At 70.0% G+C, this 22,380-nt stretch carries 19 protein-coding genes; 6 read left to right on the top strand and 13 right to left on the bottom strand.

Going from position 1 to position 22,380, the window contains the following annotated elements; genetic code table 11:
* Complete coding sequence (locus OG963_RS12515; RefSeq protein ID WP_030917766.1) at positions 1-798, top strand: rhamnogalacturonan acetylesterase; 798 nt, start codon at positions 1-3, stop codon at positions 796-798.
* 44 nt (positions 799-842) lie between these two features.
* Positions 843-1,523: a hypothetical protein gene (locus OG963_RS12510; RefSeq protein ID WP_362269524.1), complete on the top strand. Its 681-nt coding sequence runs from the start codon at positions 843-845 to the stop codon at positions 1,521-1,523.
* A 24-nt stretch (positions 1,524-1,547) separates the two neighbouring features.
* Here OG963_RS12510 and OG963_RS12505 read toward each other — a convergent pair whose 3' ends face one another.
* Positions 1,548-3,236, bottom strand: a complete 1,689-nt coding sequence (locus tag OG963_RS12505; protein ID WP_371798901.1) for a hypothetical protein — start codon at positions 3,234-3,236, stop codon at positions 1,548-1,550.
* Positions 3,237-3,471: 235 nt separating this feature from the next.
* Between OG963_RS12505 and OG963_RS12500 the strand changes: the two genes are divergently transcribed.
* Complete coding sequence (locus OG963_RS12500; RefSeq protein WP_371798900.1) at positions 3,472-4,788, top strand: phosphodiester glycosidase family protein; 1,317 nt, start codon at positions 3,472-3,474, stop codon at positions 4,786-4,788.
* A gap of 75 nt (positions 4,789-4,863) precedes the next feature.
* Here the strand turns inward: OG963_RS12500 and OG963_RS12495 are convergent, their stop codons facing one another.
* The 5 genes from OG963_RS12495 to OG963_RS12475 form a co-directional block, all read right to left on the bottom strand.
* Positions 4,864-6,993, bottom strand: coding sequence for a 3-hydroxyacyl-CoA dehydrogenase NAD-binding domain-containing protein (locus OG963_RS12495; protein WP_093775576.1), 2,130 nt, complete (start codon positions 6,991-6,993; stop codon positions 4,864-4,866).
* 73 nt (positions 6,994-7,066) lie between these two features.
* Positions 7,067-8,287, bottom strand: a complete 1,221-nt coding sequence (locus OG963_RS12490) for an acetyl-CoA C-acyltransferase (protein WP_093930098.1) — start codon at positions 8,285-8,287, stop codon at positions 7,067-7,069.
* A gap of 295 nt (positions 8,288-8,582) precedes the next feature.
* Entirely contained in the window at positions 8,583-9,860 is a 1,278-nt protein-coding gene (locus OG963_RS12485) for a ribonuclease D (RefSeq protein WP_093775580.1), read from the bottom strand.
* A gap of 117 nt (positions 9,861-9,977) precedes the next feature.
* Entirely contained in the window at positions 9,978-10,640 is a 663-nt protein-coding gene (locus OG963_RS12480) for a response regulator transcription factor (protein WP_024488613.1), read from the bottom strand.
* Between the two features lie 259 nt (positions 10,641-10,899).
* Entirely contained in the window at positions 10,900-11,559 is a 660-nt protein-coding gene (locus OG963_RS12475; protein WP_030917737.1) for a DUF3000 domain-containing protein, read from the bottom strand.
* Positions 11,560-11,651: 92 nt separating this feature from the next.
* Here OG963_RS12475 and hemE point away from each other — a divergent pair, with 92 nt between their 5' ends.
* Entirely contained in the window at positions 11,652-12,725 is a 1,074-nt protein-coding gene (gene hemE / locus OG963_RS12470; RefSeq protein WP_093775582.1) for a uroporphyrinogen decarboxylase, read from the top strand.
* A gap of 50 nt (positions 12,726-12,775) precedes the next feature.
* Here the strand turns inward: hemE and OG963_RS12465 are convergent, their stop codons facing one another.
* From OG963_RS12465 to OG963_RS12455, 3 genes are all read right to left on the bottom strand, one after another.
* A complete protein-coding gene (locus tag OG963_RS12465; protein WP_093775584.1) occupies positions 12,776-13,009 on the bottom strand; it encodes a hypothetical protein in 234 nt (77 codons plus the stop codon).
* 74 nt (positions 13,010-13,083) lie between these two features.
* On the bottom strand, positions 13,084-14,466 hold the full coding sequence (locus OG963_RS12460) for an FAD-dependent oxidoreductase (RefSeq protein WP_371798899.1): 1,383 nt from the start codon (positions 14,464-14,466) through the stop codon (positions 13,084-13,086).
* A 46-nt stretch (positions 14,467-14,512) separates the two neighbouring features.
* Positions 14,513-15,499: a DUF4349 domain-containing protein gene (locus tag OG963_RS12455; protein ID WP_093775588.1), complete on the bottom strand. Its 987-nt coding sequence runs from the start codon at positions 15,497-15,499 to the stop codon at positions 14,513-14,515.
* Positions 15,500-15,626: 127 nt separating this feature from the next.
* Here OG963_RS12455 and hemG point away from each other — a divergent pair, with 127 nt between their 5' ends.
* Together hemG and hemQ are read left to right on the top strand one after the other, a co-directional pair.
* On the top strand, positions 15,627-17,102 hold the full coding sequence (gene hemG / locus OG963_RS12450) for a protoporphyrinogen oxidase (RefSeq protein ID WP_093775590.1): 1,476 nt from the start codon (positions 15,627-15,629) through the stop codon (positions 17,100-17,102).
* Positions 17,103-17,106: 4 nt separating this feature from the next.
* Positions 17,107-17,820, top strand: a complete 714-nt coding sequence (hemQ, locus tag OG963_RS12445) for a hydrogen peroxide-dependent heme synthase (protein WP_030917728.1) — start codon at positions 17,107-17,109, stop codon at positions 17,818-17,820.
* 301 nt (positions 17,821-18,121) lie between these two features.
* Here hemQ and OG963_RS12440 read toward each other — a convergent pair whose 3' ends face one another.
* The 4 genes from OG963_RS12440 to OG963_RS12425 all read right to left on the bottom strand — a co-directional run bounded on the left by OG963_RS12440 (position 18,122) and on the right by OG963_RS12425 (position 22,338).
* Entirely contained in the window at positions 18,122-18,910 is a 789-nt protein-coding gene (locus tag OG963_RS12440) for a TIGR04222 domain-containing membrane protein (protein ID WP_093930102.1), read from the bottom strand.
* Positions 18,911-19,015: 105 nt separating this feature from the next.
* Positions 19,016-20,080 (bottom strand): TIGR04222 domain-containing membrane protein, encoded by a 1,065-nt coding sequence (locus OG963_RS12435; protein WP_371798898.1) that lies wholly within the window; start codon positions 20,078-20,080, stop codon positions 19,016-19,018.
* Positions 20,081-20,085: 5 nt separating this feature from the next.
* Positions 20,086-21,480: a DUF692 domain-containing protein gene (locus OG963_RS12430; protein WP_371798897.1), complete on the bottom strand. Its 1,395-nt coding sequence runs from the start codon at positions 21,478-21,480 to the stop codon at positions 20,086-20,088.
* Between the two features lie 114 nt (positions 21,481-21,594).
* A complete protein-coding gene (locus OG963_RS12425) occupies positions 21,595-22,338 on the bottom strand; it encodes a DUF4142 domain-containing protein (RefSeq protein ID WP_030917720.1) in 744 nt (247 codons plus the stop codon).
* Between the last annotated feature and the right edge of the window lie 42 nt (positions 22,339-22,380).

Here is a 22,380-nt window from a genome sequence, read left to right as displayed (position 1 = left end):
ATGCGGCATGTGAGGGTCTTTCTGGCGGGCGACTCCAGTGTGACCAGCCGCCCGCGCAGCATGGCGCCGATGACCGGCTGGGGCCAGGTGCTCCAGATCTTCATCCAGAACGCCGAGGTGGTGAACGCCGCCCGCGCGGGTGCGAGCTCGCGCAGCTTCGTGGAACGCGGTCGCCTCGACTGGATTCTGGAGAACATCGCCCCCGGTGATCTTCTGCTGGTCTCGTTCGGACTGATCGACATGAAGCCCGGTGACGGACGCTTCACGGAGCCGTTCGGCGACTACCAGTGGTACCTGCGCAAGTATGTGCTGGGCGCCCGGGCGCGAGGGGCGCATCCGGTGCTGGTGACCAGCCACGAACGCCGGGTCTTCGACGACCACGGGAACATGCGGCGTCCGCTCGGGCTCTACCCGACCGCCATGCGTGAACTCGCCGCGGGCATGTCCGTACCACTCATCGATCTCAACGAGTGGAGCGTCAACTGGTGGCGCCAGGCGGGTGCAGAGGGGACCAAGCAGCTGTTCCTGTACACGGAACCTGGCGAGGAACCCAACTTCCCCGAAGGCATCGCCGACAACACCCATCTCCGTGGTCACGGTGCCATGGAGTGCGCCCGGTTCGTGGCGAGCGAGATGTGTGCCAATGGCGTACTGACCCCCAACCACTTCAGGAACCTGGAAGCGAAGATCCCTGAGTCGGTCGTGGAGTTCCTCGACGACGACGTCTTCGAGAAGTTGACCAAATCCCGGGTGGGCGGTCGCGTCGCATCCGCAGAGATGAGTGAGGCGTTGCTGTGAACGACTGGTACCCGCTCGCTCGTGCCTGGGTGACGCATCCTCGGATGCCGCATGTCGGAGGCACTCTCGAACTGTTCGCCGATGTCGACCCGGCTCTGCCGGTCGCCCCCGGCCAGGAGATCGGCCTCGCCCTGTCCGTCCTGCCGGTCGGTGGCGCGTACCGCACCTACGGCTATCTGCTCGACGACATGTTGGGCGACCACGCAACGATGGTCCGCCACCAGGGCCTGAGCCATCTTACGAACGGGCGGTACGCCACGTACGCGAGTGGCACCGACCCGCGCACCGTGAACTGCCGGATCCGTATCAATGAGGACGCGGCCGAGGGGGCGGTCCTGCTGCCGCGGGTGATCATCGGCCTGATGACGGCCCAGGGCGACAAGCTCATACCCTCGACAGCGGTCTCGGACATCGGGTTCCGGGTACGCCGTCACTGGTTGCCCGGCCAGCACATGGCGCTGCGGCAGGGTGGCCGTGCGATGCTGCCGGCCGGCCACAGTCCGGCAGTTGGCCTGCGCTTCATCGGTGTCGGCATCGCCGGCCACGGACTGCTGACCTGTCGCGCCGACGGGGGCGTCACCTACGAGGCCGACCCGGAGCACCTGGGATACGACCGGTTCGAATTGTGCTACGAGGACGACCGAGGCCACCGGGTGTGGTCGGAAGTGACAGTGCATATCGGGGACTTCGGAGTGTCACCCGGGGCTGTAGCCGTTCAGCCGTGAAGCTGAACGGCTCTAATTTTCCGTTCAGTTCAGCGTCACGTGCCCGGCGGGCGCGGAGAAGAGGGAACCTCCGGTACTCATGGAGATATACACCTCGTAATCGCCCGGTGCCGCATTCTTCAGCGTGATGCCCTTGTATCCCGATGTGGCGAAGTAGGCGAAGTCATAGTTTCCGAAATCGCCGCGCCGGATGTGTCCGCGTACAGCCGCCGGCTTGCGTGACATGCCAAGCCGGAACGAATAGATGGCCCGCTCGCTGCGCAATACCAGGTAGTAGTTCGCGTGACCGTGTTCTGCCGCTTCAATTCCATGGATGAAGAACGTCCCCTCGACATGGAATGTGCGCTCCTTGAGCCAGGTGTTCTCCAGAGAGAAAGCCGTCTCCTGGGAGTGCTGGCCAAGGATGGGGCGCCGAAACAGTCGCACCCTTTTTGTGTCACCGATGAGCGATATCTCCGTCCCACCGAAAGGCCGTCGCAGATCGAAGGGGCGGCGCGCCGCCAGGGGAGTGCGCCGGTCTATTCCGTCGGTGGGGCTGGTCACTCGTACCGAGAGTTCATAAGAGCCGGCCGGGAGCTCATTCACCAGAATGCCCGAGGGATTCTCCGGTTCGAATCCACCGTTCGGATAGTCGCAGGCAAATCGATCGAAGTAGAGGCTGTAAAGATGTTTGGCCTCGGTGATCTTCAGCGGGAACTCCCAATGGCGGCCGCCGGTGCCCTCCGCGATCAGGCTCTTCGTCATGAATCCTTGTGGGTACGGAGATTCCCCGGCGATGAAGGCGTGCCCGGACACAAGGAGTCCTGCGCCGCGGATGTCCTGCTTGTTGAGCACTGCGATCAACTGGTCCGACTTGCGTAGCTCCGCCAGGTAGCCACTCCGTTCCACCTCGTTGACCTGTGGATTCCCGTTCTCCAGAAACCCGAGTCGCGGCTCTGCTCCCTCGGTGAGTGCAGCCAGGACGCCGGTGACGAGCGGCAGGTTGTATCCCGACACCTCCCCGTGTTGGCGCACCATCGATGAATTCGTGCGAATGAAATTGAAGTTGGCGCAGCCCCAGAACAGCTGGAGATGTGGATTGATCTCCTTCTCGTACTGTTCGTCCGCCTCGGAAGTGAACAGGTAGATGTTGTGCCCCTGTCCGCCGTACGCGTTGAGCAGGCTGGGGACGGCACTGTTCAGCGAGTCGACATTCTGCTCCGGCATCATGTCGCCGAGCATGTAACGACCCGTTTCCGCACGGTCGTACACGTAGTCCCCGATGAGGAACTGAGGCACGACCGTGACAATGTTTCTGTACCCGTACTTCAACCCGAAATAGAGGGCCGCACTTCCGCCCTTCGATACACCCAGCAGGCTGACTTGTTCGTGTGTCAGGCCGAGCCCCGACATTGTTCTCTCGATCAGTCCGGCGACCGAACTCTCGATTCCGAAATTCATGTCCCGGCACAGGTAGTAGCTGTAGTGCCCGTCGAAGTCGTCACGGATCCAGAGGATGTTGGCGCGCAGATCGTTGAGTGATTTTCCGGCGAAGTGATAGCCGTTGGGCGCCGCGAAGCCCGAAAAAATGACGATCAAATGGCGCGCGTCACCCTCTGCCGGGCGAAAGCGGTACTCCACGGGGAACGGGCCCGAAGTGTCCGTGGATGTCACCACGCTCCGTCGGTCGATTGCAGCAAGATTCGGCACGAGAGGAGGTAGTGCTGTGGTCATCGAGATACTCTTGCCTGCTCTGATGTGATTCCGGACACGGCTTCCCGCGGAAGTGTGTTCGAGTGTATCCGTCCACCGCTGTCTCAGTCGACCCTGAATTCAAGTCGGTCGGCGCTGCTCTGTCGATGCGCCGGTTGATAACATCCGCACCGTCATAACGAAGATTTCTTACGGTGAATCGCCGCGCACACGCAGGGACCCGGCCCCGCTCGCTGCCCGGAACCGAGGGGGCGTCATGAACGGACGGTGGTCCGTACGAGCCGCGGCACTGGCTATCGCGTCACTGCTGGTCGCATGCAGCGTCCAGTCGGGCTCCGATGCGGAAAGCAGTGACCGGGACGGAGACGTACCCGCGCATACCCCGTCCCCGTCCGCCACGGCCCCGTCCACCCAACCCCTGCCCGACGGCGTCTCGTTCACCCAGGCCATCCGGACGCTGAAAGACGGAAGTCCGGTACGGACGAGTGTGCTGACGGTGGCTCGGAGCGCACCCGTGGACCTTGAGGCGGTGCACGGCGGCTCGGTCGCGTCGACCGACACCGTCCGCGACCTCGCACGCCGAGCGGGTGCGGTCGCGGCTGTCAACGGCACGTTCTTCGACTCGGACGCCGAGCGCTACAAGGGCGATCCTCTCGGCCTCTACGTATCCCGCGGCACCCTGTTGAGCGAGGCCACGGGCGGCCGCACCGCGCTGATCCTTCCGGGCGCCGGAGGACGTCCCCGCATCACCGAGCTGCGCTCCGCCACCCGGGTCGCCTCCTCCGACGGCGCACGCGCCGTCGTGGACGGTATCGACCGGGTTCCGGGTCGGATCGTCGGCTGTGGGGGAGTGGGTGGCGACCGGCTTACCGACACCGGCGCGCCGACAACGGCATCGCTCCCGGGGCGGATCTGCGAGGACCCCGACGAGATCGTCGAATTCACCGCGGGGTGGGGGACGACGACACCGTACGCGGGCCCGGGCGGCGTCGAGGTGATCCTCGACGCGCGGTCGACGGTGACCGACGTACGCAGCCCCGCGGGGGGCGCCGTGCCGGATGGCGGACGGACGCTCGTGGGCACCGGCTCAGGGGCCGACTGGCTGCGCGCGCACGCACGGCCGGGGCGGACTCTCACCATGTCGTCCGTGCTGACCGATGTGCACGGAGTACGGGTCCGCGGGGACGGGGCGTCAGTCTTCGGGGCCGGCCCGGCGCTGGTCCGATCCGGCCGTGCCTGGATCAATGCCGCAGCAAACGGCGTCTCCGAAGGGGCTGTGCGCAGCCGCGCACCCCGCACGGTCGCCGGAGTCCGTGCGGATGGCACGCTGCTGCTCGTCGTGTTCGACGGGCGAAGGCCGGGCGTCAGCGAGGGTGTGACCCTGCCGGAGGCAGCGGGGGTGCTGCTTTCCCTCGGCGCGGTCGACGCGATGAATCTCGACGGGGGCGGCTCGAGCACGATGGTGGTCCGGGACCGGGTGCGCAACAGTCCTTCGGACCCGGGCCGTACCGACGACCGGCGTCAGCGGAAGGTGTCCAACGCCATCGCGGTCGTCCCCCGAAAGGGCCGCTGAGCATCGCGCCGCACGACGAACGGGCCGTACGGAGAGATCTCCGTACGGCCCGCTGTCGTCGTTCTCGACCGGTCGTTACGCCGGAACGCTCGCCACGCCCTGCGCCAGGAACTTCTTGCCGTTGACCCGCTCCGAGACGCCCTCACGGTCCAGGTACGGCGTGATGCCGCCCAGGTGGAAGGGCCAGCCCGCACCGGTGATCAGGCAGAGGTCGATGTCCTGGGCCTCGGCGACGACGCCCTCGTCCAGCATCAGACCGATCTCCTGCGCCACCGCGTCCAGGACGCGGTCGCGGACCTGCTCCTCGGACAGGACGACGTCGCCCTGCTTGAGGAGAGCCGCGACCTCCGGGTCGAGCTCCGGCTTGCCGGAGTCGTACACGTAGAAGCCGCGCTTGCCGGCCTTGACGACCGCCGCGAGGTTCTCGGAGACGGTGAAACGCTCCGGGAAGGCGCGGTTCAGGGTCTCGGAGACATGCAGGCCGATGGCCGGGCCGACCAGCTCGAGGAGGACCAGCGGGGACATCGGCAGACCGAGGGGCTCGATGGCCTTCTCGGCGACCTCGACCGGGGTGCCCTCGTCGATGACGTTCTGGATCTCGCCCATGAAGCGGGTGAGGATGCGGTTGACGACGAACGCCGGGGCGTCCTTCACCAGCACCGCGGTCTTCTTCAGCTTCCGCGCCACGCCGAACGCCGTGGCCAGCGAGGCGTCGTCGGTCTTCTCGCCGCGCACGATCTCCAGCAGCGGGAGGATCGCGACCGGGTTGAAGAAGTGGAAGCCGACGACCCGCTCGGGGTGCTGCAGCTTCGACGCCATCTCGGTGACCGAGAGGGACGAGGTGTTGGTGGCGAGGATCGCGTGCGCCGGGGCGACCGCCTCGACCTCCGCGAACACCTGCTGCTTGACGCCGATCTCCTCGAAGACGGCCTCGATGATGAAGTCGGCGTCGGAGAAGCCCTCGGCCTTGTCCAGCACACCGGAGACCAGAGCCTTGAGGCGGTTGGCCTTGTCCTGGTTGATCCGGCCCTTGCCCAGCAGCTTCTCGATCTCGGCGTGGACGTAGCCCACGCCCTTGTCGACGCGCTCCTGGTCGATGTCGGTCAGGACGACCGGCACCTCCAGGCGGCGCAGGAAGAGCAGCGCCAGCTGCGAGGCCATCAGACCGGCGCCGACGACGCCGACCTTGGTGACCGGGCGGGCCAGGCTCTTGTCCGGGGCACCGGCCGGGCGCTTGGCGCGCTTCTGGACCAGGTTGAAGGCGTAGATCCCGGAGCGCAGCTCGCCGCCCATGATCAGGTCCGCGAGGGCCTGGTCCTCGGCGTCGAAACCGGCGCTCAGGTCGCCGTCCTTCGCCGCGGCGATGATCTCCAGCGCGCGGTACGCGGCCGGGGCGGCGCCGTGCACCTTGGAGTCGGCGATGGCCTTGCCACGGGCGACGGCCTGGTCCCAGGCGTCACCGCGGTCGACGTCGGGGCGCTCCACCGTGACCGTGCCGTTCAGCACGTCGGCGGTCCAGATCAGCGACTGCTCCAGGAAGTCGGCGCCTTCGAAGAGGGCATCGGCGATCCCGAGCTCGAAGACCTGCTTGCCCTTGAGCTGACGGTTCTGGTTCAGCGAGTTCTCGATGATCACCGAGACCGCGCGGTCGGCGCCGATCAGGTTCGGCAGCAGGGCGCAGCCGCCCCAGCCCGGGACCAGACCGAGGAAGACCTCGGGCAGCGAGAACGCGGGCAGTGCCTTGGAGACGGTGCGGTACGAGCAGTGCAGACCGACCTCGACACCGCCGCCCATCGCCGCGCCGTTGTAGTACGCGAACGTCGGGACCGCGAGGCCGGAGAGGCGCCGGAAGACGTCGTGGCCGCCCTTGCCGATGGCGAGCGCGTCGTCGTGCTTCTTCAGCAGCTCGACGCCCTTGAGGTCGGCGCCGACGGCGAAGATGAACGGCTTGCCGGTGATGCCGATACCGGCGATCGCGCCCTCGGCGGCCTCCTTCTCGACCTGGTCGATGGCGGCGTTCAGGTTTGCCAGCGACTGCGGTCCGAAGGTGGTCGGCTTGGTGTGGTCCAGGCCGTTGTCCAGCGTGATGAGGGCGAACCTGCCCGCGCCCGCCGGCAGGTCGAGGTGGCGTACGTGCGCCTGCGTGACGACCTCGCCCGGGAACAGCTCGGCTGCGCCCTTCAGAAGCTCAGTGGTGGAGCTCATGCCTGACCCTCGCTTCGCTCGGCCCAGCATTCGCTCAGGCTGCAGCCCATCTCTGTTCGCTCGCTGCGCTCGCTCACGCGTTGCCTCCGTCGAAGTTCGGGTTCTCCCAGATGACCGTCGCGCCCATGCCGAAGCCGACGCACATGGTGGTCAGGCCGTAGCGCACCTGCGGCTGCTCCTCGAACTGACGGGCCAGCTGCGTCATCAGACGCACACCCGACGAGGCCAGCGGGTGACCGTACGCGATGGCGCCGCCGTACTGGTTGACGCGCGCGTCGTCGTCGGCGATGCCGTAGTGGTCGAGGAAGGCGAGCACCTGGACGGCGAACGCCTCGTTGATCTCGAACAGGCCGATGTCACCGATCGACAGACCGGCCTTGGCGAGGGCCTTCTCCGTCGCGGGGATCGGGCCGTAGCCCATGACCTCGGGCTCGACACCTGCGAAGGCGTACGAGACGAGGCGCATCTTCACCGGGAGGCCGAGCTCGCGCGCGACGTCCTCGGCGGCGAGCAGGGAGGCCGTGGCGCCGTCGTTGAGACCCGCGGCGTTACCGGCGGTGACGCGGCCGTGGGGGCGGAACGGGGTCTTCAGACCGGCAAGGGACTCCAGCGTGGTGCCCGGACGCATCGGCTCGTCGGCGGTGACCAGGCCCCAGCCCGTCTCGCCGGCCTCGGCGTTGGTGCGGCGCACGGAGACCGGCACCAGGTCCTGCTGGATCTTGCCGTTGGCGTACGCCTTGGCGGCCTTCTCCTGCGAGCGGACCGCGTACTCGTCGGCGCGGAGCTTGGTGATCTGCGGGTACCGGTCGTGCAGGTTCTCCGCGGTCATGCCCATGAACAGGGCGGACTCGTCGACCAGCTTCTCCGAGACGAAGCGCGGGTTCGGGTCCACGCCCTCGCCCATCGGGTGGCGGCCCATGTGCTCGACACCGCCGGCGACGACGACGTCGTACGCGCCGAAGGCGATGGAACCGGCCGTCGACGTGACGGCGGTCAGGGCGCCCGCACACATGCGGTCGATGGAGTAACCGGGGACGGACTGCGGCAGACCGGCCAGGATTCCGGCGGTCCGGCCCAGCGTCAGACCCTGGTCGCCGATCTGGGTGGTCGCGGCGATGGCGACCTCGTCGATACGGGCCGGGTCCAGGTCCGGGTTGCGGCGCAGCAGCTCCCGGATGGCCTTCACGACGAGATCGTCGGCGCGGGTCTCGTGGTAGATGCCCTTCGGGCCCGCTTTGCCGAACGGGGTGCGGACGCCGTCGACGAAGACGACGTCCCGGATGGTACGAGGCACGATGGCTCTCCTCCAGGGTGCGGGATGGCACTGCTGCGCGGCACGGCCGGAAGCGCGCCGCCACCATCATGCTACTTGCGGGTAACCAGACTGCCCACCCCCTACGGTGGGAGCGGCGAACGTCACACGCCGGGGCGGGGACAAGCTGGCGCGATTCCGATCGTCCCCGACCGCCCCGAGGGTGCGTTCCGACAGACGAAAACGCCCTCGGCCGGTCGGCCGGGGGCGTTTTCGTCGCACGAGGTCGTGGAGCGTCGTCCAGGCGAATTCGTGCGGAAAGGGGAGGTGTGAGAGGTCAGGCCGTCGCCGTCGTCAGGGCGCGCAGCAGGAGCGGCGCGACCTGTTCGATCTGCCAGCGCCGGGCCCCGTACGTGGTGAGTGCGTCCTCGACCGCGCTCGGCGTCGGGTTCTTCGGCGGCTCCCAGCAGACCCGGCGCACGGTGTCCGGCGTGATCAGGTTCTCCTGCGGCATGTGCAGCCGCTCGGCCAGCTCCGACACCGCGGCGCGGGCCGCCGAGAGCCGGGCCGCGGCCGCCGGGTCCTTGTCCGCCCAGGAGCGCGGCGGCGGCGGGCCCAGAAGGGGCTGGCCGGGCTGCGGGAGCTCGGACTCGGGGAGTGCCTTGGCCCGGTCGATGGCCGCCTGCCACTGCTCCAGCTGACGCCGGCCCATGCGGTGGCCGAAGCCCGGCAGGGCGGTCAGCGCCTGGGTGTTCGGCGGGAGGGAGAGGGCCGCCTCGATGATCGCGCCGTCCCCGAGGACCTTGCCGGGCGAGATGTCCCGGCGCTGCGCGACCTGGTCACGGGCGTTCCACAGCTCCCGTACGACCGCCATCTGACGACGGCGGCGCACCTTGTGCATACCGGACGTGCGGCGCCACGGGTCCTTGCGCGGGGGAGCGGGCGGTGCCGAGGCGATCGCGTCGAACTCCTCCTGCGCCCACTCCAGCTTGCCCTGCCGGTCGAGCTCCTCCTCCAGGGCGTTGCGCAGGTCGATCAGCAGCTCGACATCGAGTGCGGCGTAGCGCAGCCAGGGGTCGGGCAGCGGGCGGGTGGACCAGTCGACCGCGGAGTGCCCCTTCTCCAGTGCGTAGCCGAGCACGTTCTCGACGATCGCGCCGAGGCCGACCCGCGGGAAGCCCGCCAGCCGTCCGGCGAGCTCCGTGTCGAAGAGTTCGGTGGGAGACATCCCTATTTCGCGCAGGCAGGGCAGGTCCTGGGTCGCGGCGTGCAGGATCCACTCGCTGCCGCGCAGCGCCTCGCCGAGCGACGTCAGGTCGGGGCAGCCGACCGGGTCGATGAGGGCGCTGCCCGCGCCGTTGCGCCGCAGCTGTACGAGATAGGCGCGCTGGCCGTAGCGGTAGCCGGATGCACGCTCGGCATCGACGGCGACGGGGCCGGTGCCCGCGGCGAAAGCCGCGACCACCCGGGCGAGGGCGTCGTCGGAGGCCACCACCGGGGGAATGCCCTCGCGAGGTTCGAGCAAGGGGATCGGCGCCGGGGCGACGTCGTCCGGGGGAGCGCCCCCGGTGGTTCGCAGTGAAGTGTCTGCTGCGGTCTCTTGGGCGTCGGTCACGTGTCAAGGGTATCTGTGTATGCACGGCGCCCGTCGACGGAACGTTCCGTCGACGGGCGCCGATGAATGTAAACCAGCCGGTCCGCAACGTTCTGTCGGCGGGCCGGGGTGTGCGGATCAGTGGATGATGCCCGTGCGCAGGGCCACGGCGACCATTCCGGCGCGGTCTCCGGTGCCGAGCTTGCGGGCGATGCGGGCGAGGTGGCTCTTGACGGTGAGGGCGGACAGCCCCATGGAGACGCCGATGGCCTTGTTGGACTGCCCTTCGGCGACCAGCCGGAGGACCTCCACCTCGCGGCCGGACAGTTCGCGGTAGCCGCCCGGGTGGCTCGGGGTGCCGGGGGGCCGGCGGTGCATACGGGCGGCATTGGCGCCGATGGGAGCGACGCCGGGGCGGGTGGGGTGGCCGATATTGGTACGTGTGCCGGTGACGACATAGCCCTTCACGCCGCCCGCGAGGGCATTGCGTACGGCGCCGATGTCATCGGCGGCGGAGAGGGCGAGGCCGTTCGGCCAGCCGGCGGCTCGGGTTTCGGACAGCAGGGTCAGCCCGGAACCGTCGGGCAGATGGACGTCGGCAACACAGATGTCGCGCGGGTTGCCGACGCGGGGACGGGCCTCCGCGATGGACGACGCCTCGATGACGTCACGTACTCCGAGTGCCCACAGATGGCGGGTGACGGTGGAACGGACGCGCGGGTCGGCCACGACGACCATGGCCGTCGGCTTGTTCGGGCGGTAGGCGACCAGGCTTGCGGGCTGCTCGAGGAGAACGGACACCAGGCCTCCTGGGGAGTGGCGGGACGGGCCGGCTCGGGGATGAAGCCGGGGCGAACCGTGCTTGAAGGGTCATTGACCTCTTCGGCAGCAGACCCGTCCTCCTTTAGAGGAAGATCACGATTTAGTGAGTAACAATTCGGGCAAATCGGACGGGCGATCGATTGTACGAAAAGAATCTCGGTAGTCGAGTGAAGCGTGTGACGGATTGTTACCGATATGTTTCGGCCTGCACCAAAAGGTGTAGTGGCGGAACGGCCGGTTACGGGACCTGTGGGCCGCGCCGCTGAGGCAGCGTCACCACCGCCGCGTCGGCCGGACCCGACGGCGGCAGACCGGCGATCTGGCACAGCAGATCCCCCCACGCCACCAGATGTGCCGCCGTGTCCGGTGCTCCACCTCGCCCCTCGCGGGGGGTCCAGGACGCCCGGATCTCGATCTGCGTCGCCGGGCGCCGCTCGGACAGCGCACCGAAGTAGTGCGACCCCGCGCGGGTGACCGTGCCGCCCGCCTCCCCGTACGACAGACCGCGCGCCTCCAGCGCACCGGTCAGCCAGGACCAGCACACCTCCGGCAGCAGCGGGTCGGAAGCCATCTCCGGCTCCAGCTCGGCGCGGACCAGCGTCACCAGACGGAACGTGCCGTGCCACGCTTCGTGCCCGGCAGGATCGTGGAGCAGCACGAGGCGGCCGTCCGCGAGATCGTCCTCGCCGTCGACGACCGCCGCCTCCACGGCGTACGCGTACGGAGCGAGACGCTGAGGCGGCCGAGTCGGCTCCACTTCCAGCTCGGGGCGGAGCCGCGCCGAGCGCAACGCCTCCACCGCCGACCGGAACGCGGGCGGGACGGAACTGCCCTCCGCACTGTCCTTGCTGTCAGCGCCATCGGATTGTTCGGAAAATTGTCCCTGAGCCGGAGCCATGCGGGGAAGAGTAGGCGGAACCGGAGCCTCGTGCAGGGAGGGACACCCGGCGCGGACCCGGCTCCTTACCGCTTCGTGCGAAGATTCTGTGCGTGAGCTCCAACGATCGCCCCTCGGGCCAGCAGACGAAGACCTCCGCCACCCATGAGTCGGCGTTCCTGAAGGCGTGCCGCCGCGAGCCGGTGCCCCACACGCCGGTCTGGTTCATGCGTCAGGCAGGGCGGTCGCTGCCCGAATACCTGAAGGTGCGCGAGGGCATCGCCATGCTCGACTCCTGCATGATGCCGGAGCTGGTCACCGAGATCACGCTGCAGCCCGTCCGCCGCCACAAGGTCGACGCGGCGATCTACTTCAGCGACATCGTCGTCCCGCTCAAGGCCATCGGGATCGACCTCGACATCAAGCCCGGTGTCGGCCCGGTCATCGCCGACCCGATCCGGACCCGCGCCGATCTCGCCCGGCTGCGCGACCTCACGCCGGAGGACGTCCACTACGTCACCGAAGCCATCGGCATGCTCACCGCCGAGCTCGGCCCGACGCCGCTCATCGGATTCGCCGGAGCGCCGTTCACTCTCGCGAGCTACCTCGTGGAGGGCGGCCCGTCCCGCAACCACGAGCGCACCAAGGCCATGATGTACGGCGAGCCTGAGCTCTGGGCCGACCTCCTCGACCGGCTGGCGGAGATCACCGGCGCGTTCCTGAAGGTGCAGATCGAGGCGGGCGCCTCGGCCGTGCAGCTCTTCGACTCGTGGGTCGGTGCGCTCGCCCCCGCCGACTACCGCCGCTCCGTGATGCCCGCCTCCGCGAAGGTCTTCGACGCCGTCGCCCCGTACGGTGTCCCGCGCATCCACTTCGGTGTCGGCACCGGCGAACTGCTCGGGCTGATGGGCGAGGCGGGCGCGGATGTCGTCGGCGTCGACTGGCGGGTCCCGATGGACGAGGGCGCGCGCCGGGTCGGACCTGGCAAGGCACTTCAGGGCAACCTCGACCCGGCGGTGCTGTTCGCGCCGACGGCGACGGTGGAGGCGAAGGCACGCGAGGTGCTGGACGCGGCCGCCGGTCTGGAAGGCCATGTCTTCAACCTGGGCCACGGTGTGATGCCGACGACCGACCCGGACGCGCTGACGCGGCTCGTCGAGTACGTACACACGCAGACCGCTCGCTGAGGGCTGTCCCGTACGGTCCTTCCGTCGCCGGGCGCCCGTGCGGTCCGGGCTCAGCCCCCGGCGGCGTTCGGGGACCAGACGCAGTGACAGGCGCGGCACTCCAGCATGCCGTTCAGTCGGTTGCCGGAGCCGACGGTCCGTATCCGCAGGTCCCCGCAGTCCGGGCAGGTCCGCCCGGTCCGGTCGGACCTGCGGGGGCGCGGGCGCCAGTCCTGCAGGGCGATGCCGATGGCCAGCGCGCCGACCGCCACCACGGCCGACAGCAGGATCCCGGCCATGGACATGACGCCTCCCCGTTCTACGATCCGGGCATCGTAGAACGGGGAGGCGTGGGCGTTGCCACCGGTGCGGATGAACGTCAGGAGGTGCCCGCCCGCCGTACCGCCTGCACCGCCTTCCGCGCCGCCACCAGGACGGGGTCCCAGACCGGCGAGAACGGCGGGGCGTACCCGAGGTCGAGCGCCGTCAGCTGCTCCACCGTCATGCCCGCGGTGAGCGCGACCGCGGCGATGTCCACCCGCTTCGCCGCCCCGTCCCGTCCCACGATCTGCACCCCGAGCAGTCGGCCCGTGCGGTACTCCGCGAGCATCTTGACCGTCATCAGCTGGGCGCCCGGGTAGTAACCCGCCCGGCCCGTCGACTCGATCGTCGCCGTGACGAACCGCAGCCCCACCGCGTGGGCGTCCTTCTCGCGCAGCCCCGTGCGGGCGATCTCCAGATCGCAGACCTTGCTGACCGCGGTGCCCACCACCCCCGGGAACGTTCCGTAGCCGCCGCCGACATTGGCCCCGATGATCTGGCCGTGCTTGTTGGCATGGGTGCCCAGCGCGATATGCCGGGTGCGGCCCGCCACCAGGTCGAGGACCTCGACACAGTCGCCGCCTGCCCAGATGTTGTCGTGTCCGACGACCCGCATCGACAGATCGGTGAGCAGACCGCCGTGCGGGCCGACCGGCAGGCCTGCCGCGCGGGCGAGTGTCGTCTCCGGTTCGACACCGATGCCGAGCACCACCACATCCGCCGGGTGGCTCGCGTCGTCCGTGGCGACCGCGGTCACGCGGCCGTCCGCTCCGGTGAGGATCTTGGTGACCTCGGCCCGGTTCACCGTCGTGATGCCCAGCCCGTCCATCGCGTCGTGGACCAGGCGCCCCATGTCGGGGTCGAGCGTCGCCATGGGCTGCTCGCCGCGGTTGAGCACGGTCACCTGGAAGCCGTGCTTCAGCAGCGCCTCCGCCATCTCGACACCGATGTATCCGGCGCCGACGACGACCGCGCGCCGCCCCGGCGCCCGGTCCAGGGAGTTCAGCAGGGCCTGGCCGTCGTCCAGGGTCTGCACGCCGTGCACTCCCGCCGCGTCCATGCCGGGCAGTGCCGGACGCACCGGCCGGGCCCCCGTCGCGATCACCAGCTTGTCGAAGCCGGTCCAGTAGGTCTCCCCGCTCTCCCGGTCGAGCGCCCGGACCCGCTGCCCGGCGACATCGATCTCCGTCACCTCGGTGCGCATCCGCAGGTCGATGTCGCGGGCCCGGTGCTCCTCGGGCGAACGGGCGATGAGGTCGTCCCGTTCCGCCACGTCGCCGCTGACCCAGTACGGGATGCCGCAGGCGGAGTACGAGCTGAAGTGACCCCGCTCGAAGGCGACGATGCTCAGCTCCTCCGGTCCCTTGAGCCTGCGGGCCTGGGACGCGGCGGACATGCCGGCCGCGTCCCCACCGATGACCACCAGTCGCTCCGCTGTCATGCCGGGTCCCTTCGAGCGTCAACTCCGAAGGTCCACGCTACGACGCTCAAGGGGTGGTCGGAGCCTCCGGTGCTGCGGGAGCCTGCTCGTCCGGCTGGGACGCCTGAGGCTCCCGCGTCACCCGGCGTCGGGCGAGCCAGGTGCGCAGCAGCCGTCCGAGCAGCAGCAGCCCCGCCGCCGCGGCCAGGAACGGCGCCGCCGCACCCACGGCCATCGCGATCCACCGGACCGTCGTCACGAACGCGTGCCAGCCGCCGCCGAGCGCGTCCAGGAACCCCGGATCGTCGTCCTTGCTGTTCGACGCGGACTCCGGCTCGGAAAGGCTGAGCGTGATCGTCGCCAGGGTGGTGCGGTCCTTCAGTGACTCCTGCTGGGCGAGGAGCGACTCCAGCTCGGCCTGACGGTTGCTCAGTTCTCCTTCCAGAGTGACCACATCGGCGAGCTTGTCGGCCTGGTCCATCAGCTTCCGTACCCGGGTGACGCTCGCCCGCTGGGTGGCGATCCGGCTCTCCACGTCGACGACCTGATCGGTGACGTCCTTCGCCGTCGTCGTCCGGGACAGCAGCTTTCCGCCACCCGCCAGCTCCTGCAGCACGGCGTCGTACTCACCCTGCGGCACCCGCAGCACGATGTGCGACACCTCATGAGTGCCGTCGAGCCGGTCGGTGGACTCGCTCGACACCAGACCGCCGGCGCTCTCCACCGCCGCTCGGGCGGCCGCGACCGCCTTCGGCACACTCTTCACCTCCACGGAGAGCTCGGCCTTGCGGATGATTTGGGGGGTGGAGAGCGTGGAGGGCTTCTTCTTCGCCGCCGAGCCGTTCTCTGCGGACCCCTGGTCCGCAGCCCCGGCGGCGCCGCGTTCCGCGCGGGGGGCCGCGTACTTGGCGCTGTCTCCCGCCGCGCTCTTGTTGTCCGCGCTGTCACCCGCCCCGCAGCCGCTCAGCACGAGGAGCGCGGCGAGCGTCCCGGCGGCGAGGACCGTTCGCGAACGGTGGGTGGACGAGCGGTCCGGATGGCGTCCTGGCTGCATAACTGCTCCCCCTGGGCGGGTGGTTGATGGTGCCGGTTCGACGTTCGGGACCGGGGTTCGGGTTGCCCTCCACCGGTTTCGAAGCGGTCACGTTCGGGACTCGGAAGAGATTTGAGAGAGTGGAGGCATGCAGCGTTCTACAAACCGCGTGGACACAGGTACGGGTCATGTCGTCGTCATCGGCGGCGGCGTCGCCGGACTCGCAGCCGCCCACCGGCTCCTGGCCACGGGGCTGCGGGTCACCCTCCTGGAGGCGACCGACCGGCTCGGCGGCAAGCTCATGACCGGTGAGATCGCGGGCACCCAGGTCGATCTGGGTGCGGAGTCGATGCTGGCCAGACGGCCGGAGGCGGTCGACCTGGCGCGAGCCGTCGGGCTCGGCGACCGGTTGCAGCCGCCCGCCACGGCCACGGCGGCGGTCTGGACACGCGGTGAACTGCGGCCGATGCCCAAGGGCCATGTGATGGGCGTGCCGGGCGACCCGGCCGCGCTCGGCGGGGTGCTGTCGCCGGAGGGTCTCGCCCGCATCGCGCAGGAGCGGGACCTCACCCCGACCGCCGTCGGCGACGACGTCGCGGTCGGTGCGTACGTCGCCGACCGGCTGGGCCGCGAGGTCGTCGACCGGCTCGTGGAACCGCTGCTCGGCGGGGTGTACGCGGGCGACGCCTACCGGCTCTCGATGCGTGCCGCCGTACCGCAGCTCTTCGAGCTGGCCCGGGAGGGCGGCTCGCTGCTCGACGGCGTACAGCGCATCCAGCAGCAGGCGGCGGCCCGTCGGCAGACCGGGCCGGTCTTCCAGGGCATCGACGGAGGCATCGGCACCCTGCCGGACGCGGTCGCCGACGCCGTGCGCGCGGCGGGCGGCGAGATCCTCACCGCCACGCCCGTGCTGGGTCTGACCCGCACCACCGAGGGCTGGGACATCCGCACGGAAACGCGGGTGATCACCGCCGACGGCATCGTCCTCGCCACCCCCGCCTGGTCCGCTTCCACGCTGCTGGCCGCCGAGTCCCCGGCCGCCTCCGTCGAGCTGGCAGGCGTCGAGTACGCGTCGATGGCGCTGGTCACCCTGGCGTTCCGGCGCTCCGACGTGGCTGCCACGGGCGCCCTCGACGGGCGCTCCGGTTTCCTCGTACCGCCGGTCGACGGGCGCACCATCAAGGCCTCCACCTTCTCCACCCACAAGTGGCAGTGGGTCGCCGACGCCGCCCCCGACCTGTTCGTCCTGCGCACCTCCGTCGGCCGGTACGGCGAGGAGGACCATCTGCACCGCGAGGACACCGAACTCGTCGACGTCTCGCTGCGCGACCTCGCCGAGGCGACCGGACTTGCCGCGAAGCCGGTGGACACCGAGGTCACCCGGTGGATCGGCGGCCTGCCCCAGTACCCCGTCGGTCATCTGACGCGGGTCGCCCGGATCCGCGACGAGGTCGCCAAGCTGCCGGCGCTGCGGGTCTGCGGAGCGGTGTACGACGGCGTCGGCATCCCCGCCTGCATCGCCAGTGCCCACCGGGCCGCGGACGAGATCGCCGCCGATCTCACGGGAGAGATCATTGCCACTCCCACCCTGGTTCAGGGCACACGGAGCGAGGCGGGACAATAGCCGTATGAGTGCGCCTGAGAAGATCCCCAACGCCGGCAAGAAGGCCAAGGACCTCAACGAGGTCATCCGCTACACGCTGTGGTCCGTCTTCAAGCTTCGTGATGTGCTCCCCGCCGACCGCGCCGGTTACGCCGACGAGGTCCAGGAGCTGTTCGACCAGCTCGCAGCCAAGGACATCACCGTCCGCGGCACCTATGACGTATCCGGCCTGCGTGCCGACGCCGACGTCATGATCTGGTGGCACGCCGAGACGGCGGACGAGCTGCAGGAGGCGTACAACCTCTTCCGGCGCACCAAGCTGGGCCTGGCGCTGGAGCCGGTCTGGTCGAACATGGCGCTGCACCGCCCCGCCGAGTTCAACAAGTCGCACATCCCGGCGTTCCTGGCCGACGAGACGCCGCGCAACTACATCAGCGTCTACCCCTTCGTGCGCAGCTACGACTGGTACCTGCTGCCCGACGAGGACCGCCGCCGGATGCTCGCGGACCACGGCAAGATGGCCCGTGGCTACCCCGACGTCCGGGCCAACACCGTCGCCTCCTTCTCGCTCGGCGACTACGAGTGGATCCTCGCCTTCGAGGCCGACGAGCTCTACCGCATCGTCGACCTCATGCGTCACCTGCGGGCCTCCGAGGCGCGGATGCACGTCCGCGAGGAGGTCCCCTTCTACACGGGCCGCAGGCGGTCCGTCGCAGACCTGGTGGCCGGGCTCGCGTAGCGAGCGGGCTCCGACCACCCCAACCCGGAAGATCAGACGGCGGGCGCCGGCGCACGGCTGTGTGCTGCCCGCCGCTCCAGCGACACCGGGTTCGGCTCCGGGCACGCCGCAGGTTCCGACCTGCAGCGTTCCCGGGACGGGCGGGGGAGTGACACGTCCTTCCCCGCTCGTCTTCGGCCCCGCTCCGGCGCGGGCCGTCACCTGCTCCCGTGGGAGCACGGCAGGCCTGGCCTCTCGAAGGCCGGCTCACTCATCCGCCCGGCGCCGGCCCGGCGGGAGATCGATCCCTGTCGCGCGGTATTCAACGGCCCCGGTGCGACAGATGTGCCGGGTGGCCGCCGGTCGCGAGCGCGGCGCGCAGTGCCGGATCGTCGACGGCACGGACACCTCGCACGGCGACCGCCGCCAGGACGTCGTGATCGGCGCCGCCCGCCGGGGCGGCGACCGAGTCCAGCAGCCGCTGCCCGGTGGGCGAGGCCCAGGAGCTGTACGGATGGATCTCCATCCGTGCGATGGCCAGAGCGCCGAGCGTCAGGAGGAGCGGCAGCCCGAACCAGACGAGTTCGGCCGCCGTCGGACTGCCTAGCCCCCGCCCCTGTCCGGGAAGCAGCAGCGCGGCGCCTGTCATCACGGCAGCCAGCACGGCCGATCCGCGTACCGCGCGCACCGCCGACGCGATGTCGGTCCGGGCACCGCCGGGCAGGGCCAGCCCCGCCCGGACGAGGCGGTCGGCGAGGACGCGTACGGCTTCGGCGGCGGCGGTCGCCGAACGGATCGGAGGTATCGGCGACTGCCCCTCCGGGCCGATGGCACGGATCACCGTGCGCTCGACCTCGTCCCGGCCCTCGGGGTCGACGACAGTGGCCCAGCCGGTGTGGGCGAGCAGCAGTCGACGGCGCAGATGCATGGTGACGAGGGCGAGGTCCGCGACCCGGTGCGGGCCGCCCGTCAGGAACGCGGTCTCGTACAGGGTCAGTTCGACCTCTCCGGGGTCCCGCGCCCGGTCGACGGACGCGGCGGCCAGACAGAGCCGGAGACAGGAGAGAGCCGCAGCGCCCCATGCGACCAGCAGAAACAGAACCCAGAGCATGTCGGGATTTCTATGCGAGGCGGACGGCGGAGCGCCACGGCTTTCCAACATGCGGACGTGCAGCGAGGAGACCGAGGCGGCAGTGGTGGTCGCGGAGCGGCCCGTTCAGGAACTGCTGCCGCAGCTCGAACCACTGCTGCTGGAACAACTGGAGCTGGAACAACTGGAGCTGGAACAACTGCTGCTGGAGCAGCTGGAGCCGGAACTGCAACTGCTTCCCGAACTGCAGCTGCTCCCCGAACCACACGCTCCGCCGCCTGCGCCGCAACCGCTGCCTCCGCCGCCAGGGGTTCCGCTGGAACTTCCGCAGCCGGAGTCGGCCGGGCCCGAACCGGCGCACCACGCCGTCGCCATGAGGTAGTCCCCGCTGCCGGTGGAGGACGTGGAGGCGTGCGAGGGCGACATCGGCCGCCGCCCGGTGGTCGTCCGCATCCGTGCCGCCGTCACCAGCTGCGTCCGCAGTACGGGATCGGGCAACGCACGCAGCCCGAGCGTCGCCACCAGATGGGCCGGCTCAGCCGTGCCGACGTGGGCGGCGTGGTACTGCCGGGCCGCCTGCCTGCCCGCCCCGGTGATCCGGGCACGGGCGATGCCCGCGCAGACGAGTCCGATCGGGATGCCGACGAGCAGGGCGGGGAGCACCTTGACGACGAAGGGGACATGGAAGCCGGTCTGGTCGTCGTCCGTCACGAACTGAGCCACCGTCACCGCGAAGGACGCAGGAACGGCCAGCAGGCAGCCCAGACCCTGGAACAAGCCCCAGCGGCGCCACTTCCGGGTGGCCTCCGGCGCGGCCAGCAGACCGCGGGCCGCGAGTCCGTCGCCGACCTCCTGCACGGCCGGGTGCCGCATCGCCGTGTCCCGCAGGGTGTGCAGCGCGCCGCTGGGGGCGGCGGCGTGCGCCTGCAGTACGGCCCTCTCCACCGGGTCGTCGGCGATCGGCCGTGTGATGGCGACGATGCCGGGGCCGCCGACCACCAGGCGTCCGTCGGCCTGGAGCGTGGTGAGCGCGGTGTCCACGACCCTGCCGGGCCCTCCGTTCAGGAAGGCCACTTCGTAGAGGTCGTGCACAGGGCCACCCGGTCCGCGCCGGGCCTTCGAGAGCCCCACGATCAGGAGCGTGGAGGAGGCGACGACGCCGAGCGTCACGAGCAGAGCGACGACGTTCATTCCGGTCACCTTCCGCCGATCGCGGCGCGGGCGGCCCGTACCAGCCGGGTCGTGCGACGGGGCGGCCTGGCGGCCGCACGGTCCTGCCACCAGTGGGTCAGCCGGCGCCGGGCGATGTCGTCCGCGGGCCGGCCGGCGATCAGCAGCTGCTCGGCGAAGTCCAGCGCGTCGCGCCGGTATCCGGCGGACATGGGGCGCGTCCTCGCGTAGGAGAGGAAGGCCTCTCGGTAGCCGTCGCCGAGGATCCCGGGCAGCTCGGGCGCCACCTTGGCGACGACGTCGGCCCGCTTGGCGGCCAGGGCACGGCTCTGGACGCCCAGGCGACGGTGGTCGAAGCCTTCGGGCGCCGGGGTGCCGGCCACGAGGGCGGAGAGCAACGCGGTCTGGGCGACGGCGACGCGGTCGCGCGCTCCGTCGACGGCGACACCGGTTTCGGTGGCGCGGGTGCCGGTGGCGGTCGTGGTGGTGTCGTCCGCGGTCGTGGTGGTGTCATCCGCGGACCGGACCGGGGAGGCGGCCGGGGCGACGTCGCCGTGGCCGGACGCCTCCGTCTCGGACGTGGAGCGCGACCGGGCCTTCCCCGCCGCTTCCAACGTGGTGCGGACAGCGGTCAGTTCGCCCGCCAGTTCCTCCGCGGGCGGGAAGTCGTCGTCACGCTCGAGCAGAACACCGGGCGGCGCGATCCGGGCGCGGAGCTCGGCGAGTACGTCCAGGACGGGCCGGGTCACCGGGTGGGCGTGCGTGTCGTGCCAGACGCCGTCCTTCTCGATGCCGCCCGCCACATGTACGTACGCGATCGCCTCCACCGGCATTTCGTCGAGCGCCTTTGCGGGGTCCTCGCCACGGTTGACGTGGTTGGTGTGCAGGTTGGCGACATCGATCAGCAGCCGGACGCCGGTGCGCTCGACCAGTTCTGCCAGGAACTGGCCCTCTGTCAGCTCCTCGCCGGGCCAGGAGATCAGCGCCGCGATGTTCTCCAGCGCCAGCGGCACCGGCAGCGAGTCCTGGGCGATCCGCACGTTCTCGCACAGGACGTCCAGCGCTTCCCAGGTCCTCGGTACGGGCAGCAGGTGGCCCGCTTCGAGCCTCGGTGACGCGGTGCGCGGACCCCCGGCCCGCACGAACGCGATGTGCTCCGTGACCAGTGGCGTGCCCAGCAGCACGGCCCGGGCGGCGAGGTCGGCGAGTCGGGCGGGGTCGGGGCGGTCGGCGCCGCCGAGGCCCAGCGAGACGCCGTGCGGGACGACGGTCACGCCGCGCGTGCGGAGCCGTACCAGGGAGTCGGGCAGATGGTCGGTGCAGAGGTTCTCCGCGACCGCTTCCACCCAGTCGATCCCCGGCAGTGCTTCCACCGCGTCCGCGATCTCCGGCCGCCAGCCGATACCGATGCCCAGCTCCATGGTGTCCCCCTCCTCCACTCCGTGCAGGGGTAATGGCCCCGCAGGGCGGGGGCCAATCCGAAGAGGGGGACGTTCAGAGCAGGATTTGAGGTTCCGGCCCCGGGGAGGGCCGGATCAGGGCATCGGCATCGGCATGGTGGACGGACGCGAAGTGAACGACTGGTCCCCGGTCGGCTCCGCGGGCACCGGCTGGCCCGGCACCGTCCCACCGGTCGGTGCGGGCGGCCCGGTCGGACTGGCCGTCGCCGTGGCGGCCGCGTCGCGTGCGATCGCGTCGTAGTCGACGAAGCCGGTGCCCTCCAGCATGGTGATGTGGTCCAGCACGGTCTGGTTGGCGTCGGTGGCCAGCTGACGGATGAGCGAATTGCGGGTGGTGTTCCGGACCTGGCCGATCAGACCGAAGACCTTGCCGTGTGCGGCCCGCAGCAGATTGGCGAACTTGCGCTCGTAGTCCTCACCGCTCGCCGCAGTCAGCTCGCGCAGCCAGCCCTGCTGCTGCTCGGTCGGCTGGTTCGGCAGTTCCACCCCGAGCTTGGCGGCCACGTCCCGGGCCCGGCGGTCCAGATCCGTGTGCCCGACCACCAGATGGTCCCCGGCGGCCTTGACCGCCTCGCTGGGGGCACGCTCGATGGCCTGCTGCCCGGCGGGGAGCTCCCAGAGCCCGGCCAGGCGCACCTTCACCAGGAAGTCCCGGTCGGTCGCGGAGAGCGGACCCCACTGCGTGGCGACGGTGGACGCGTTGAGATTGGCCTGACCGGTGCCGGAACGGTCGGCATAGGACCAGACGGGATAGGCGAGCGCGCCGATCGTGGCGACAAGTGCCGCGATGATGAGTGCCGTTCCGTTGATGCGTCGCAACAAGGTTTCTCCCGGGCCGAGGTGTGACGGCGTCGAATCAAC

The organism is Streptomyces sp. NBC_01707 (genome assembly GCF_041438805.1).
Classification (GTDB): domain Bacteria; phylum Actinomycetota; class Actinomycetes; order Streptomycetales; family Streptomycetaceae; genus Streptomyces.
This window is presented reverse-complemented; position numbering and strand designations above follow the sequence as displayed.

What these genes read in the sequence shown, in the direction of transcription:
- OG963_RS12515 (WP_030917766.1), top strand. Translation starts at nt 1, where the DNA reads ATGCGGCATGTGAGGGTCTTTCTGGCGGGCGACTCCAGTGTGACCAGC.
- OG963_RS12510 (WP_362269524.1), top strand. Translation starts at nt 843, where the DNA reads ATGCCGCATGTCGGAGGCACTCTCGAACTGTTCGCCGATGTCGACCCG.
- OG963_RS12505 (WP_371798901.1), bottom strand. Translation starts at nt 3,236, where the DNA reads ATGACCACAGCACTACCTCCTCTCGTGCCGAATCTTGCTGCAATCGAC.
- OG963_RS12500 (WP_371798900.1), top strand. Translation starts at nt 3,472, where the DNA reads ATGAACGGACGGTGGTCCGTACGAGCCGCGGCACTGGCTATCGCGTCA.
- OG963_RS12495 (WP_093775576.1), bottom strand. Translation starts at nt 6,993, where the DNA reads ATGAGCTCCACCACTGAGCTTCTGAAGGGCGCAGCCGAGCTGTTCCCG.
- OG963_RS12475 (WP_030917737.1), bottom strand. Translation starts at nt 11,559, where the DNA reads ATGGCTCCGGCTCAGGGACAATTTTCCGAACAATCCGATGGCGCTGAC.
- OG963_RS12465 (WP_093775584.1), bottom strand. Translation starts at nt 13,009, where the DNA reads ATGTCCATGGCCGGGATCCTGCTGTCGGCCGTGGTGGCGGTCGGCGCG.
- OG963_RS12460 (WP_371798899.1), bottom strand. Translation starts at nt 14,466, where the DNA reads ATGACAGCGGAGCGACTGGTGGTCATCGGTGGGGACGCGGCCGGCATG.
- OG963_RS12455 (WP_093775588.1), bottom strand. Translation starts at nt 15,499, where the DNA reads ATGCAGCCAGGACGCCATCCGGACCGCTCGTCCACCCACCGTTCGCGA.
- hemG (WP_093775590.1), top strand. Translation starts at nt 15,627, where the DNA reads ATGCAGCGTTCTACAAACCGCGTGGACACAGGTACGGGTCATGTCGTC.
- hemQ (WP_030917728.1), top strand. Translation starts at nt 17,107, where the DNA reads ATGAGTGCGCCTGAGAAGATCCCCAACGCCGGCAAGAAGGCCAAGGAC.
- OG963_RS12440 (WP_093930102.1), bottom strand. Translation starts at nt 18,910, where the DNA reads ATGCTCTGGGTTCTGTTTCTGCTGGTCGCATGGGGCGCTGCGGCTCTC.
- OG963_RS12435 (WP_371798898.1), bottom strand. Translation starts at nt 20,080, where the DNA reads ATGAACGTCGTCGCTCTGCTCGTGACGCTCGGCGTCGTCGCCTCCTCC.
- OG963_RS12430 (WP_371798897.1), bottom strand. Translation starts at nt 21,480, where the DNA reads ATGGAGCTGGGCATCGGTATCGGCTGGCGGCCGGAGATCGCGGACGCG.